Source organism: Alteromonas sp. S015 (assembly GCF_036864485.1).
Classification (GTDB): domain Bacteria; phylum Pseudomonadota; class Gammaproteobacteria; order Enterobacterales; family Alteromonadaceae; genus Alteromonas.
In genome coordinates, this window is the sequence record NZ_JAZETO010000003.1 from 469,390 (window position 1) to 483,724 (window position 14,335).

Below are 14,335 nucleotides of genomic sequence, written 5' to 3' on the forward strand. Positions count from 1 at the left end.
GGGAACACACACGATGAGAAAATCCAAAAATAAAAGAGCACGGAATGCTCTCATTGTTACTCTACTTACAATGTTCGCAGGCATTAGTATATTTGCGGGAGCAGCAGGACACGCCCTCGCAAGTACGTACGCAAAAACGAGTCACCCAATCGTATTGGTTCACGGTCTTTTCGGTTTTGAAGATATACTGTTTGTAGACTATTTCTATAAAGTCCCACATAAGCTCGCCCGTAACGGCGCGGTTGTGTACATTGCCGAGGTTTCTCCTACAAACTCAACAGAAGTGCGCGGCGAGCAATTACTTGAGTTTATCGATGAGGTTCTAGCCTTATCAGGCGCTGAAAAAGTGAACCTTATCGGACATAGCCACGGTGGCCCTACTGCACGCTACGCCGCAAGCGTCGCCCCTGATAAAGTCGCATCAGTGAGCTCGGTTGCTGGGGTAAACTGGGGAAGCAAGGTAGCCGATGAATTGCGGGATGCATTCGCTGAGGGCTCAGTAGGTGAAGGTGCTGCCGGCTTGGTGGTTAATGCCTTCGCGAATATCATTGAGATTGCTTCTGGGTCGGACCCCCGTGACAAGCCCACCGATTCAATCGCTGCACTTGATTCGCTCTCGACGAAAGGCTCGGTGGCGTTTAATGAAAAATATCCAGAAGGCATGCCAACGGCCTACTGTCAAAATGACGGAAAGATGTTAGCAGAAAATGGCGTGTATTATTTCTCATGGAGCGGCGGCAGAACTTACACTAACGCCCTTGACGTGGTTGACCCATTTCTTGCCATTACTGGCACTGCATTTAAAGAACCCAATGACGGCTTAGTCTCAACCTGTAGTTCCCATCTAGGCAAAGTCCTTAAAGACAATTACAAAATGAACCACCTTGATGAAGTGAATCAAAGTTTTGGCATTACGCATTGGTTTGAGACTGACCCCGTAGACGTATTCGTCCGTCAGGCCAACCGCCTTAAAAGATTGGGGCTATAGTGACGACGCGTAAAATACGCGGTGTTTATCCAGTATTAGGAGGGCTTCTCGCTCTCTTGGTATTGGGCGTTATTTTTTATGCGAAATCTGCCTTTAAAACGGATAACTTCAATCAACGTTTATTGATATCCGCTTTTAAGAACGCAAGTGAAAATACACTAGATGAGAATGGAGTAATACATGGCAGTTCAGTAATCAGCGCTCGGTTGAAAAATAAAGCTGTTTCTGAAAGTAAGCGCCTTACACCGTTTAAACTCGATTACTCAACCAAAGATAGCTTCGATCGTTTTATATTTCTGCGTACCAGCGAGGAACCTAACGAAGTTAAGCTTGCCTACTCTATTCAAGCAACTGGGAAATTTACGCAAGACACGCTGGCCGTTGCCACTGACTTATTTGGTCGTTACGTAGATTATAAAGTTTCGCTTTCCTCAACAGAAATTGAGGTCGACCTTGCAAGTCATAGTTTGCGAGATGTTTCTTTTAAGCTTGATGAGCGAGAGAAAACAAGGCGCGCTTATTTCAATGACAATGAGTACCACTATTTGTTTAGCCAAGAAGCGCAAGTGGACGAGGCGGCGCTAGCACGTTTACAGCTTGCTCAGGAAAGCACGCTATCCAGAGATGAAAGAAAAGCGCTTATCATTGAGTCATTAGAAACGGGTAGCCAAGCCGAACGCAACGCCTTTCAGCCAACGCTGAATATGCATCGTATCAACCAAATAAAACGCAGCCACGATAGTATTAATGACCGATATAACGCCGTGGCGGCAGAATTTGGCAGTGAAGTTGCAGATCGCTTCGCAAGAACTTGGGAAAACCAGGCGCACTGGAAAAACAAAATTGCTGACTATGAAAAATATCGCGACAACTTATCAAAACAGGCGATTGCGGCTAGCGAGCTAGAAAGCGCGCTACGCGAATACCAGTCTGCACACTTCACTGATAATGAAATAAAGCGTCTTAAAGTCATTATCGGGTCTTAAATTATTAAAGGGCGCAACATAGTCGCTTAAGGTTAAGGGCCTCCTTTTCACCAGCGAGTGATACCTCAGAGGTATAACCATAAAAGAACTGAATAGTCCTGTGCATAGACAGAGTGATTTGAAAGCAGTTTGTGCAGTTACTAATCTAGAGAATACCCTATATTCAACAACCCGTCATAAGGTCTGTGACAATCATTATGAAAATCTACGAAACACAAACAGCACCTAATCCACGCCGAGTGCGCATGTTTTTAGCCGAAAAAGGCATTGATGTTGATTACGTTCAGGTCGATATTCAAAAAGGTGAAAACTTAAGTGCAGAAATGCGCGCTAAAAATCCACTGGGAAAGATACCCATTCTAGAGCTAGATGACGGCACTTGTATTGCTGAAACTGATGCCATTTGTACGTATTTTGAAGCACTGCATCCAGAGCCGCCGCTAATGGGGACAACACCCGTTGAAAAAGCAACAATATCTATGTGGCAGCGACAGGTCGAATTAGCGTTTATGATGCAAATTGGTATGTGTTTTCAACATACTACAGGCTACTTTAAAGATCGTATGACACCAGTTCCTGAATTTGGTAAGGAAGCGGGTATCAATGCGTCGAAATATTTGAACATTTTAGAGCGTCGACTTGGTGTTAAAGAGTTTATTGCTGGTGACACCTTTTCTATTGCTGATATAACCGCGTTATGCGCTATGGATTTCGCCCGTGTGGTAAAAATTCGTATGACTGACGAGCATGTCAATCTGGCGCGCTGGTATGAGGCGGTAAGTAACAGAGAGAGTGCAAAAGCCTAATGATAGATTTATACACCGCAGCCACACCGAACGGCTGGAAAGCGTCGGTAGCGCTTGAAGAAATGGGGCTTGAATACACCGCCCATGCCGTAAACCTGATGAAGGGAGAGCAGAAAACTCCTGAATTTTTGGCAATGAACCCCAATGGCCGCATTCCGGTAATTGTGGATAGAGAAGCCGAAGGTCACATCGTGTTTGAGTCTGGCGCTATCATGATTTATCTCGCAGAAAAAAGCGGTATGTTTTTACCCTCTGACGCAAAGCGAAAAAGCCAGGTTTTACAGTGGGTCATGTTTCAGATGGGAGGCATAGGCCCAATGATGGGCCAAGCTAATGTGTTCCACCGCTACTTAGAAGAAAAAATTCCAGTGGCGATAGCACGTTATCAGAACGAAGTACGCCGCCTATTTACTGTGCTTGATGGGAGGCTAGAAAATCGAGAGTATTTGGTCGACGACTACAGTATTGCTGACATGGCGAACTGGTGTTGGGTGCGTACCTATGAATGGTCTGGTGTAAGCATAGAAGGGTTGGACAACTTAATACGTTGGAAGAACAGTATTGAAGCGAGGCCTGCTGCACGACGTGGTGTTGAAGTACCCAATAAAATTGATAAAGAGGTACTTCTTAAAGGTGCTAAAAATGTTGTTACGAGATAGGCACTATATACATGTATGGTTTTCAAGTACGCTAGACTTGGTGTATAAAGGGTTATAACTGAAAACTATAGTTACTTAAAAAGTACGAAAACAAGGATGTCTATGAACAGGTTGTTACTTACTGTTTTGCTCTTCACTGCAATGTTTACTGCTCACGCCGCCGAACCTTTACCTCTCGAATATTTTATAAAACATGGAGACTACCTCAATCTTAGTCTTGCCCCTGATGGAAAACACATCGCTGCACGAGTGCAGTATGACGGCCGTGTTTATCTCGCAATTCTGCAAACAGAAGACATGAAAGCGGTTGGCGGGATTCGTCCTGCAGATAAAGATATTATCCACACCGTTAACTGGGTAACTAACGAACGCATTTTGTACGAGTATGCAGAAAAGCAAACAAACCTAGACAGTCCAGTTCCAACGGGTGAATTGTATGCCATGAATATTGATGGTTCTCAACGAGAATTACTCTATGGATATCGCGCCAGTGATTCAAGAGCCGACAGCCGACTTTCGAACAAAGACTCTACGTTAGCAAGCCAAGAAATTCTAAGCTTTTTAGATGACGATGATAGAAACATTCTTATTGCTGAATATCCTTGGAGCAGAGTGGGCAATACCTACTACAATGATCATAAAAGAGCGCCTACAATCAGCAAACTTGATATCTTCACTGGCAAGAAACGTAAAGTTGAAGTCCTGCCTCATGGTTATAGTCGAGCGCTTGCTTCAAAGAGTGGTGAAGTTAGGTTTATGTCTTGGGTGGATGAAAATAACAATGGGTATTCCGCTTATAGAAAAGATAATGATTCAGAGTGGATATCGCTTGAAAAAGTGTTTGGGGAAGTAGAAGGGTTATTTCCACAAGGTTCAAGTGATGACAACAAATTTGTCTATCTTTCAGGTCGTCACGGACCGGAAGAAATATATACTTTGTATTCACTGAATTTAGAAACCGGTGAATATAAACGTATTTTTGCAGATCACACCACAGATATTGAAAACTACATACTCGATAAAAATGGAATGCCTGCAGTTGGGATTATCTTCCCCAATACCTCTAAATATGTCTACGCAGCTACAAAATCTCGAATTAGTGATGTTCACAAGATGCTAACTGATGCGTTCAAAGGTCAAACGGTTAATATAGTTAGCCGTACAAAAGACGAGAAAACCCTTCTTGTTCATGTATCCAGCGATGTGAACCCGGGCGAATATTATTTGTTTAATAGCGAAACGTTCGGTGCGCGTTTTATTTGGGCTAATAGTTCATGGATAGACCCTAGAACACTCCTAAAAATGCAGCCTATTGTCGTTCCAACGGAAGACGGAGAGAAAGTTCACGGTTATTTAACGCTACCGCCAAGAAGATCGACAGAAAGAAAGCCACCCCTTGTAGTCGTTATTCATGGTGGACCTCATCAGGCTGGAACACGAGACTACTGGGACTACGATGCTGAAACGCAATTGCTAGCAAATCGTGGGTACGCGGTGCTTCGCGTGAACTTCAGAGGAAGTGACGGATACGGTAAACGATTTGAACGATTGGGCTATCGTGAGTGGGGCGGCGCAATGATAAAAGACGTTAATGACTCGGTTAAGTGGTCGATTGAACAAGGGTATGTTGACGGTAGTCGTGTATGTGCTTACGGCGCGAGTTACGGTGGATATGCGGCCCTAATGGTGGCCGTAAGAGAGCCAGAACTCTATCAATGTACGGTTGGTTATGTTGGTATTTACGATTTGAGTTATATGCACTCAGAAAGTGATATTCCAACAATTTGGGGCGGAGAGTCGTACCTAGAGAAAGTGATAGGCTCTGACTCAGCAGTGCTTGCCGAATTTTCACCAATTTATCATGCAGATAAGATTGAAGCGAATGTTATGCTTATACATGGCTCAAAAGACCGTCGAGTTCCAGAAATCAACGCCGAAGCGCTATTTGAAAAACTAACCAGCCTTGGTAAGGACCCTGTGTATTTACAATATTCTCAAGCGGGTCATGGTGTGTATGACGAAAGCAATAGACAGGAACTGTATCAAGGCCTTTTAGACTTCCTTGGTACTAATTTAAAGTAGAGTGGGTAAATTCGTCTACAAATCTGGTAAGCCACTCAAATGCGGTGCTAGGTTTGTAGACAAGCTCAACGGTTTCTTCGTATTAAACTCTACGGTTTTCGGCGTTCATTTTTTCAGCTAATGTATTGTTGCCACTACGTCATACACATAAGCGAGTCAGCTTTCCACATTAACCATAAGAGTACTGAAGCCATTTTCTTTCCAGACTCCTGCCCTACATCTCTTTTAATATCGTAAAATTGCGATTCAATCGGGGCAAGCAAACCCAAACTTTTTAAGCGGGACCTTGCGAAACTGCACAAGTTATCAAGAGCACAATAAAATACGCCCGCTTCATGCGTAATCAGTAATAGCTTGCCTGAAGGGCTAGGTTTGCACTGCCTATAGATTGTGCTTTTCTGCCTACCTTACCTGCACTAATCTCAAACTTCGCTACGCCTCTCATATCTAAACCTCGCATATCACTTTGAGTTTGCTCAACGAGCGAATACTTAATGTTATCAGGTATAGCGCCATCTATAATTACGCCATCTAGGTCTAATAGGCTCATTGCACATTGAGCAGCAAAGGCTAAACCTCTGGCCGTTTCGTTCAACCAGTCATCTATTATTTGCTTGTCGCAAGACCAGTGGGAAGGAGATTCATAAATATGCTGGCCGTTACTTCCTGCTTGATTAAGCTTTCGTTCTAGTAAATAAAGTGAAGACTGAGCTATCAACTGGCTCTGTGTAGTTCTGTTAAAAAATGGGAGAGAGCCAATTGCACCCGCGTTCCCTGTTTTTCCATTGATCAACTGGTTATTTAGCACGAGACCGCCACCTAAAAATGTACCAACAAAGATATATAGGAAACTATCGTAGTTATCTGGGTTACCAAAAGACATCTCGGCGCTACACGCAGCTCCAGCGTCGTTTTTTATAAAAACAGGCAGTGATAATAAGTCTTCCAATGCGGCTTGTGCATTAAACTCTCTCCATTCTTCCAATTCTTTTTTTGGGGCCCCTGCCTCTTCTGCCCAGCTCCAAATTTCGAAGGGCATAGCAACGCCTAAACCGCGAACCAGACGCTGTTGGTGTGCATCCAAATTCTTAACTAGGACATTGAATGCGCGTTTGGCAAAAGTAAGCAAGTTGTCCACGGTGGGGTAGGCAAATTTTTCGTGAAGCGTGGCGCGCACATTGCCTTTCAGGTCGAGCAGTGTCATGTCGAAACTTCGTCGACCTACTTTTAGTCCTATACCAAAGGCCCCATTTTCATTTAGACCAAACGGCACTTTGGGTTGGCCTACGCCGCCTTTGATTGGCTTTAGCTTTTTTACTAGTCCATCAGCCTCTAGCTTTTTAATGATCACTGTAGCTGATTGTGCAGACAGCCCAGTTAACTGGGCTATTTCAGCTTTGTGCAAAGAAGCGCGTTGGCGAATGAGGGTAAGAACATTCCGTTCATTCGGTGAGCGGCTATCAAGCAATGCAGGTGTTTTTTGTGTTGGCAAGTAAAGGGCCGATTCAGTATTCAATGTATTTACAATCTATCGTTATCAGAAGCTAGAGTGTAATAACAACCTAGCCATGTATCAAATTTAAGAAATGGCGTAGGTACTTGTTCAAACAAAACTTTATTTAGCAGTACTGCGTCAACCTTATCACACACATTGATGCTTGCACAAAACGATAAATCAATTGGGTTGATTTAATTAGTGCTTTCGACAATACTATGCCCTAATTAATTAACGATTCGTTAACCTTGCGCGAATTGCGTATTGGGAAGCTGCAATTTTTAAACTCTGTTAAGTGAGGCTGGTATGAAGATTTTATGTTTAGGTGAAGTGCTAATTGATATGTTAAGCCAAGGTGCTGCGCCCAAAGATGGCAACATACCAGCAATGAAACCTTTCCAGCCCTACGCGGGTGGTGCACCTGCTAATGTGGCAGTCGCTGTAGCTCAGCTAGGTGGTGAGAGTGCGATGGTCTCGAAAGTAGGTGACGATACCTTTGGCGCGTTTCTTAAAGAAATGCTAGAGCACTACAAAGTAAACACTGACTTCGTGTGGACTACACAAGAAGGCAATACGGCTCTGGCATTTGTAAACTTGGATGCAGACGGCGAACGCTCTTTTGATTTTTATGTTGATAATGCCGCGCATAAACATATTTCAGAGCAAGATTTGTCGACGATAGATTGTGATAAAAATACAGTGCTTCATTTTTGCTCAGGTTCTATTTCAGGCCCTGAACTTATTCCTGGTACCGAGTTTATTCTGAACAAGGCGAAGGAAAACGGCATGATGGTGTGTTTGGATATTAACTATCGCCCAGCGTTTTGGGATGACACAGCGAATGCACCGTCACGTATAGATGAAGCTGCAAAGAAAGTGTCTGTTTTAAAGGCTAGCCGAGAAGAACTCGCAGAGCTATATGGCGAAGAAAATGCTGATACAAAAGTTCAGCAATGGCTTGATAGCGGCGTTAAAGTTGTATTGGTAACCGATGGTGGTGAGCCTATTCACTATATTACCAAGTCATTCAGCGGCACGTTAGCATCGCCCAAAATGGATGTGAAAGACACCACTGCAGCAGGTGATTCATTTATCGGTGGCTTCCTTTACTTCCTTTCTACTAAGGTTAAGAACGCCGATGAATTTGATGCATGGGTAGGAAGCTTTGAAAATGTTAGCGAAGCCACTGAATTCGCTATCCGTTGTGGGGCTTACACAGTTACGCAATACGGTGCATTTAGTGCGCTACCTACTCAGGAAAATATTGCTAAATAAGCACTTTAAACACTGTGTTTTGAAGATTAGAAAAGGTTTCGATATTGTAGTGACCCCATAAAGTAGGGCTTATTTCTAAGCTGCTGCCAAGGCCTGATTTCGACATTGTATCGGACTCAGGCCTTTTTATTTATTCGATAATTACGCCTCTAGCAGAAATGCCGATGGATAATTAACTTAAGGAGTTAAACGCTTAGTGTTTATCGGCTCTACTTTGAAACTTGCGCTCTTCGGTGTTGACCTTAATCCACTCACCAGTGCTGATGTATTCAGGTACCTGTACTACTAGGCCAGTTGAAAGCGTAGCTGGCTTAGTACGTGATGTAGCTGACGCACCTTTAATTGAAGGGTCTGTCTCAACCACTTCAAGCTCCACGCTCATCGGCAAGTCTAACGCTACGGGTACTTCACTTACGATAACAACTTGAATACCATCCGTTTCTTCGTTAATGAATAAGGCTTCGTTTTCAATGCTGTCTTTATTCAGGTGGTAAGGCGTGTAATCTTCCTTATCCATAAACACGTATTCGTCTCCATCAATATAAGAGAACATTGCTGGGCGACGGGTGAGATCTGCCATATCCAACGTATCTGAGTCTTTAAATGTTTCGTCATATTTAGCGCCCGTTACTACGTCATACATACGCATGCGATAAATGCTGCCACCTGCGCGCCCTTGAGGTACAGAGCGCTCAATGTCTCTCACAATGCAGGTTTTTCCGTCAAATACCACGGTGTTATTCTTTTTAATTTCACTAGCCTTAGGCATGGCGACTTCCTATTGATATGTTTTGGTAGGCAAACGCCTACTGTTTTCTCGCTTTATTCTCTGCGATTTTGCCTAACATAGGAAGTGTTTTGAGAGCTTAGTTTTCTATCAGCGCTTTAACGTTAGCCAATGTATCGGCTTCACTAGCAGGCTTATCCCAGCGAATACGGTGAATACGAGGAAAGCGAAGCGCAACACCTGATTTGTGCCTTGATGAAGGGTGTACCGCATCGAAAGCCACTTCAAGTACTAGCGCTTTTTTTACTTCTCTTACCGGGCCAAAGCGACCCACAGCGTTTCGCCTTACCCAGTTATCCAGCTTTTTAAGCTCTTCATCGGTAAACCCGGAATAGGCTTTTCCAATGGGTAAAAGCTGGCTGTCTTCCCATGCGCCAAAGGTATAGTCTGAATAAAAGCTGGAACGCTTTCCATGCCCGCGTTGGGCATACATCATAACCGCATCAACGACCAGCGGATCGCGCTTCCATTTAAACCATTGGCCTTTGGGTCTGCCAGGTACGTACTTACTGTCTAGGCGTTTTATCATAAGCCCTTCCACCGCTCGATTTTCGCATACTTGGGCGTGAAGCTCGCGAAGGCTTTCAGGGCTGGTGGCGGTAAGTGTTTGCGATAGAAACAAGCGTTTGTTATCAATCTTACTGAACCACTTTTCTAATGCGTGGCGCCGCGCTTTCAGCGTTTGTTCGGTCAGGTCTCTACCATCTAGTACTAATGCATCATAGACAATAAGCCCAGCGGGGGCAGAAGATTGAAGTGCTTTACTCGGTTTCTTTTTATTAAGACGCTGCTGAAGCGCATTAAAGGTATCCACTTCCGGCCGTGCGGCGGTCAAAACGTGTGAGCCGCCTTTATCAATGAGCGCTTTCTCATTACTCGCCTCTTTTTGAATTGAGGCTCCAGGTGAGTCATAGTTGCCATATACGTTATGGATAACTAGTAGTTCTCCATCTAGCACCATATTGCCGCTTACAGATTCAAGAAGGTCGGGGAATGAGTGGCTAATATCATCGCCAGTACGAGAAAAGAGAGCCTTTTCGGAAAGATCTTTATTCGATTCACGGTGGTTATTGAGCCTTTCATCTACGGGCGTATTCGACTTAACGACAAGCTGCACACGAATGCCGTCGTATTTGTTTTCAATTTGCCATGTTTCGTTTCTGAATGCGTCTATATCGCTATCTTCAATGGGGTGTGAAAGCATGACTGGGTGAAAAGTAACCGCATTTTCTATATCGGGTTTTTCTACTTTCCCTTCTAGCCACGCAAGCATATCAATATAAGGAGGGTCAACCGCATGCCATAGCGTCTCAATTTCTTTGATGTCTTTATTGCCATAGTCGGCCAAAATCTGTTTTATAGAACGAGCTGACACACCAATACGCAAGCCTCTCGTGCCCAACTTTAGTAACGCCCATCGTTGGGCAGGTGTCATTATTGTTAAGTAGTGAGCTAGCGTGGCGGAAACTTTCTGTTTACTAACGGACGCAAAGGTTTCTACCACCTCGGTAAGCGTGGGTAGTGAATCTGTAGGCTCGCTGTAAGGCCACAAATGGGCCACAGTTTCACTAACCTCACCCACATAGTCATAGCTCATGGCAAAAAGCTCTGGGTCGGTATGTTCGGTGATCAGCTTTTTTACCGTATTGCGCTTGAAAAAATCGAACCGCAGCGTACCTGCCATAGCAGCAATCGCCCAGCCCCGGTCGGGATCGGGCGTATTAGCAATATAATCGGCAATAAGTTGCGCTTTGGCTTTGTTACCAGACGTGAAATATAGCTGCTCAAGTAAGTGACTAAATGTTTCCACTAATCGCCTCCTTGCTCTTCTTCATCATAGCCTACAAGAGACAGGGCTCTCGCTTTGAATCCCATTTTCCCTGCTTGGTACATCAACGCGTCTTCTCTGCCGTGGGTCACCCACACTTCTTTTGGGTTTACTTCTTCAATGGTTTGTAGCAATTCAGGCCAGTCGCAATGGTCGGAGATAATAAGCGGTAGCTCCGCATTTTTTTGCTTAGCGCGAGCGCGGATTTGCATCCAACCAGACGCCACGACAGGTCGCACGTTAGGCAAGCTTCGCGACCACCTATCGGCGAGTGCAGAAGGTGGCGCAATGACTATCTCACCGGCTAACGTTTTTTTATCCGCCACTTCAGACACCGGAATTAACTCGCCTAAGTCTATTCCTAATTGCTTATAGAGATCACAGAGTTTTAGCTGTGCACCGTGCAAGTAGATTGGCTTAGTGTAACCTGCCTCGCGCAGCGCTAATATAACCCGCTGGCATTTGCCTAATGCATAAGCGCCTACTAGATGGCATCGCTCGGGAAACACGCGCAACGAATGAAGGAGCTTTTCTATTTCGTGCTCAATGGGCGGGTGTTTAAAGACTGGCAGTCCAAAGGTGGCCTCGGTAATTAATACATCGCAGTGTACGACTTTAAATGGCGGGCAAGTGGGATCGTGACGGCGCTTGTAATCGCCGGTAACCACAACCCGGTATCCAGCATATTCAATAAGAATTTGTGTAGACCCGAGAATATGACCGGCAGGGTGAAACGTGGCCCTCACATCGTTAAATGCGATAGTTTTTCCGATTGTTATAGCATGTTGGTGAATAGCCATATCTTCACCGTAGCGGGTTTGCATAATAGCCAGAGTTTCTGCACTGGCATACACATTGTGATGACCTGCCCGCGCATGGTCGGCGTGACCGTGTGTGACAAGCGCGGTGGAGACTTCATTCATTGGGTCGATGTAAAACTCACCAGGCTCGCAATACAAACCGGTATCGTCAGCTTTTAACCACGTTGATGGATGCACTGCTCGTAGTCCTGCCAAATTAAAGAATGCTTATTACTACGTATTTAACCCCTTGAATCGACCACTTAAACTGTGAAAGATGAAGAACTCAATTAGGTGCTGATTGAACTGGTTCACGACATTGTCGCAAGGTATGTTGTTGTGCACTTTTATATTGAAATATAGGAACTTTTTGTTTAACTTCGGTGTCTGGTTAGTAAGAGTGTCGCAGGGATGCTCATTATAAATAAGGATATTGTCCAATGCTGCGTTTAAGCGCTTGTATGCTAGCTTCTTTAACCCTTCCCGTTTTTGCCCAATCAACTGATATTCAGCATGAAATCGCGCTAGGTTTTTCTGATGTGCGCGATGCCGACGACAACTTTATTGGTGCAAGCTACCGCTATTATTTTGAATCAGTGAATATTGACCAGCAACCCTGGTCGATTAGTCCATATCTTCAAAGAACGAACAACGTTTCTGTGGATTATTTTGGTATTAACAACATTGACAGCGTGAATGTACGCGGAGAGTGGTTTTACTCAGACGCGTTAGTTATACGAGGCCGCTATGGGCGTGAAACCAACGACAGCCAATTTTTTGAAGAGACGTTAAATCGCTATGCCGCAGAAGTATCCACATTCGCCAACCAACATTGGGAATACGGGATTGGCGTAGAGTACTTTCACAAAAATGAAGAACTCTTTAGTTCTATTGACGCTGGCATCAGCGAAGAGCGTTCAGATTCAGAGTTTAGTTACAGTGCCTTTGCAAGATATACGAGCTTTGGGGAGCGCTCTGGTAAGTTTTCCCCAGGTTGGGATACCAAGTTGAAAGCGACGCAGTTTGATGGCGAGTTTTCCGTTGAGCTAGATGCAGATTATTACTTCCGTCGTGATTGGAGTGTGGGAGTCACCTATATTCATGAAAGCAATGAAGTAATAGGCTCTGACAACGTCATCGAACTGGGTACGCACTACTGGTTTAACCCCTACTCATCTATAGAGTTTGGGTTAGGCTATGATACGGATGAAAGTCAATTGGGTTCGGCTACTTTGCTAGGCACTTTCAGGTTCTAGCTACCAGCGCAAAAATGTTATAGGGCCTTGTTTTGCGAGGTCCTATTTTTTTAGAGTAACAATGACTAATTTCGTTGGTTGGCGTGTTAGCTACAACGTTTTTTGTCTCAGTCGCTGACTATTGCTCTGAAACCCAAGTGTCAACTTGCTTGTTCTGTTGCTTCTTTTGGAAGCTGCGCAGATACAGTGTTCTCCACGCCGCTTCAAATGGCCCTTGCTCAAAATGCTTAGTTATAAAATTCGCCAGCAAAATTTGCATTACTGTGAGTACAAGTGAAATTAACACTAAGTCGAGCAGCGTTACAGTATAAGCAAACTCCGGATAGTAGACGGGCGTAATCACGCGAAACAACACAGCTAAAACGATAGATTGTGTAAGGTAAAGTGTAAACGCTACCTTGCCGCAGTTAATCAGCGATTGATACCACCAGGTCCTTGTATTTTTCAATTTAATCAGCAAGTGGGCGAAAACGAAAGCACAGAAAATAGCGGGGATGCTTGCAAATATGGGAATAACATCCGACGTTACCTGTTCAAACATTAATTGAGGGATAACGGTAATGATAGAGGCTACTACGGCAATAATAGCCACTCTCTTAAATATAGTAGATGAAAACCCAACGCTAAAGAAGCCACTTCTATAAAGGTAGGCACCAAACATCATCAGCCCCATTGACTGCCATAGCATGGTAAAAGGTGCTGCAATGATGGTAGCAAGAACAAAGGAAGCTTGAACCCCAATTTGGAACAAATAGCTTTTTTGCCACGCCACGACCTCTTCGGCGTAAGCTTCGCTAGCTCTAAGAGGAAGTGCACCACCGTAGTCGTATGAAAATGTAATTACAATGCCAGAAACAAGCATAATGATGCTTCCCACAACGAGGTATTTAACACTTTTTGCGCGAAGTTCTTCTTGGCTGAGCGTTAAGTGTTTTAGTACAAAAAAGGCACAAAGACTGTAATAAAGTAGTATGTCGCCGCCAAATATGAATACACCATGTATTAACCCAAATAAAAATAGCCATTTAAGTCGGGATTGAGAGAAGACCAAAAAGTTGTGCCCACGCTTTTGGCACGCATCAAATTGAATAGCTAGTCCCGCGCCAAACAGCAAACAGAACAAGGTACGAAATCTTCCGTCCAAAAAAAGAGTGCTAATTATGGAAATAATTTCATCCGACAAAAGCGCCTCTTCAAAAAACACGTAGCCAGTGTGAAAATTTTGATGATATGCAATGTTTAAAAATAATATGCCAAGGATTGCTAAACCTCTAATGGCATCTATCGATTGAATTCGCATTTACATTCCCTGTAGTTATTTTCTGTAGTTTAACAAATGTAGCGTATTGGTTTTGGTGCGGTCGACGTAAAAA

Annotated in this window: 12 protein-coding genes; 7 read left to right on the plus strand and 5 right to left on the minus strand. The window is 44.1% G+C overall.

Features of this window, described 5'->3' with window-relative positions:
* The first annotated feature begins 13 nt into the window (after positions 1 to 13).
* The 5 genes from V7R42_RS08505 to V7R42_RS08525 all read left to right on the plus strand — a co-directional run bounded on the left by V7R42_RS08505 (position 14) and on the right by V7R42_RS08525 (position 5,521).
* Positions 14 to 988 (plus strand): esterase/lipase family protein, encoded by a 975-nt coding sequence (locus V7R42_RS08505; protein WP_438823643.1) that lies wholly within the window; start codon positions 14 to 16, stop codon positions 986 to 988.
* Positions 988 to 1,974, plus strand: coding sequence for a lipase secretion chaperone (locus tag V7R42_RS08510; protein ID WP_334019741.1), 987 nt, complete (start codon positions 988 to 990; stop codon positions 1,972 to 1,974). Before V7R42_RS08505 ends, V7R42_RS08510 begins: the two co-directional genes overlap by 1 nt.
* Before the next feature lie 197 nt (positions 1,975 to 2,171).
* The gene (locus V7R42_RS08515; protein ID WP_334019742.1) at positions 2,172 to 2,780 is read left to right on the plus strand and encodes a glutathione S-transferase family protein; all 609 of its coding nucleotides are present in this window, start codon (positions 2,172 to 2,174) and stop codon (positions 2,778 to 2,780) included.
* Positions 2,780 to 3,439: a glutathione S-transferase family protein gene (locus V7R42_RS08520; protein WP_334019743.1), complete on the plus strand. Its 660-nt coding sequence runs from the start codon at positions 2,780 to 2,782 to the stop codon at positions 3,437 to 3,439. Before V7R42_RS08515 ends, V7R42_RS08520 begins: the two co-directional genes overlap by 1 nt.
* Before the next feature lie 102 nt (positions 3,440 to 3,541).
* Positions 3,542 to 5,521 (plus strand): alpha/beta hydrolase family protein, encoded by a 1,980-nt coding sequence (locus tag V7R42_RS08525; protein WP_334019744.1) that lies wholly within the window; start codon positions 3,542 to 3,544, stop codon positions 5,519 to 5,521.
* Between the two features lie 343 nt (positions 5,522 to 5,864).
* Here the strand turns inward: V7R42_RS08525 and V7R42_RS08530 are convergent, their stop codons facing one another.
* Positions 5,865 to 7,037 carry an ROK family transcriptional regulator gene (locus V7R42_RS08530; RefSeq protein WP_334019745.1) on the minus strand — a complete coding sequence of 391 codons (1,173 nt, stop codon included), beginning with the start codon at positions 7,035 to 7,037 and terminating at the stop codon, positions 5,865 to 5,867.
* Positions 7,038 to 7,322: 285 nt separating this feature from the next.
* Between V7R42_RS08530 and V7R42_RS08535 the strand changes: the two genes are divergently transcribed.
* On the plus strand, positions 7,323 to 8,291 hold the full coding sequence (locus tag V7R42_RS08535) for a carbohydrate kinase family protein (RefSeq protein ID WP_334019746.1): 969 nt from the start codon (positions 7,323 to 7,325) through the stop codon (positions 8,289 to 8,291).
* Between the two features lie 193 nt (positions 8,292 to 8,484).
* Here the strand turns inward: V7R42_RS08535 and efpL are convergent, their stop codons facing one another.
* The 3 genes from efpL to V7R42_RS08550 all read right to left on the minus strand — a co-directional run bounded on the left by efpL (position 8,485) and on the right by V7R42_RS08550 (position 11,904).
* Positions 8,485 to 9,060, minus strand: a complete 576-nt coding sequence (gene efpL / locus V7R42_RS08540) for an elongation factor P-like protein EfpL (protein ID WP_334019747.1) — start codon at positions 9,058 to 9,060, stop codon at positions 8,485 to 8,487.
* A gap of 97 nt (positions 9,061 to 9,157) precedes the next feature.
* The gene (locus V7R42_RS08545; RefSeq protein WP_334019748.1) at positions 9,158 to 10,888 is read right to left on the minus strand and encodes a cisplatin damage response ATP-dependent DNA ligase; all 1,731 of its coding nucleotides are present in this window, start codon (positions 10,886 to 10,888) and stop codon (positions 9,158 to 9,160) included.
* On the minus strand, positions 10,888 to 11,904 hold the full coding sequence (locus tag V7R42_RS08550) for a ligase-associated DNA damage response exonuclease (RefSeq protein WP_334019749.1): 1,017 nt from the start codon (positions 11,902 to 11,904) through the stop codon (positions 10,888 to 10,890). Before V7R42_RS08550 ends, V7R42_RS08545 begins: the two co-directional genes overlap by 1 nt.
* A gap of 263 nt (positions 11,905 to 12,167) precedes the next feature.
* On the opposite strand from V7R42_RS08550, the gene V7R42_RS08555 reads away from it, so the two are divergent.
* Entirely contained in the window at positions 12,168 to 12,962 is a 795-nt protein-coding gene (locus V7R42_RS08555; RefSeq protein ID WP_334019750.1) for a hypothetical protein, read from the plus strand.
* A gap of 118 nt (positions 12,963 to 13,080) precedes the next feature.
* Here the strand turns inward: V7R42_RS08555 and V7R42_RS08560 are convergent, their stop codons facing one another.
* Entirely contained in the window at positions 13,081 to 14,262 is a 1,182-nt protein-coding gene (locus V7R42_RS08560) for a DUF418 domain-containing protein (RefSeq protein WP_334019751.1), read from the minus strand.
* Between the last annotated feature and the right edge of the window lie 73 nt (positions 14,263 to 14,335).

Coding starts and splice junctions, on each gene's coding strand:
- V7R42_RS08505 (WP_438823643.1), top strand. CDS start 14: ATGAGAAAATCCAAAAATAAAAGAGCACGGAATGCTCTCATTGTTACT.
- V7R42_RS08515 (WP_334019742.1), top strand. CDS start 2,172: ATGAAAATCTACGAAACACAAACAGCACCTAATCCACGCCGAGTGCGC.
- V7R42_RS08520 (WP_334019743.1), top strand. CDS start 2,780: ATGATAGATTTATACACCGCAGCCACACCGAACGGCTGGAAAGCGTCG.
- V7R42_RS08525 (WP_334019744.1), top strand. CDS start 3,542: ATGAACAGGTTGTTACTTACTGTTTTGCTCTTCACTGCAATGTTTACT.
- V7R42_RS08535 (WP_334019746.1), top strand. CDS start 7,323: ATGAAGATTTTATGTTTAGGTGAAGTGCTAATTGATATGTTAAGCCAA.
- efpL (WP_334019747.1), bottom strand. CDS start 9,060: ATGCCTAAGGCTAGTGAAATTAAAAAGAATAACACCGTGGTATTTGAC.
- V7R42_RS08555 (WP_334019750.1), top strand. CDS start 12,168: ATGCTAGCTTCTTTAACCCTTCCCGTTTTTGCCCAATCAACTGATATT.
- V7R42_RS08560 (WP_334019751.1), bottom strand. CDS start 14,262: ATGCGAATTCAATCGATAGATGCCATTAGAGGTTTAGCAATCCTTGGC.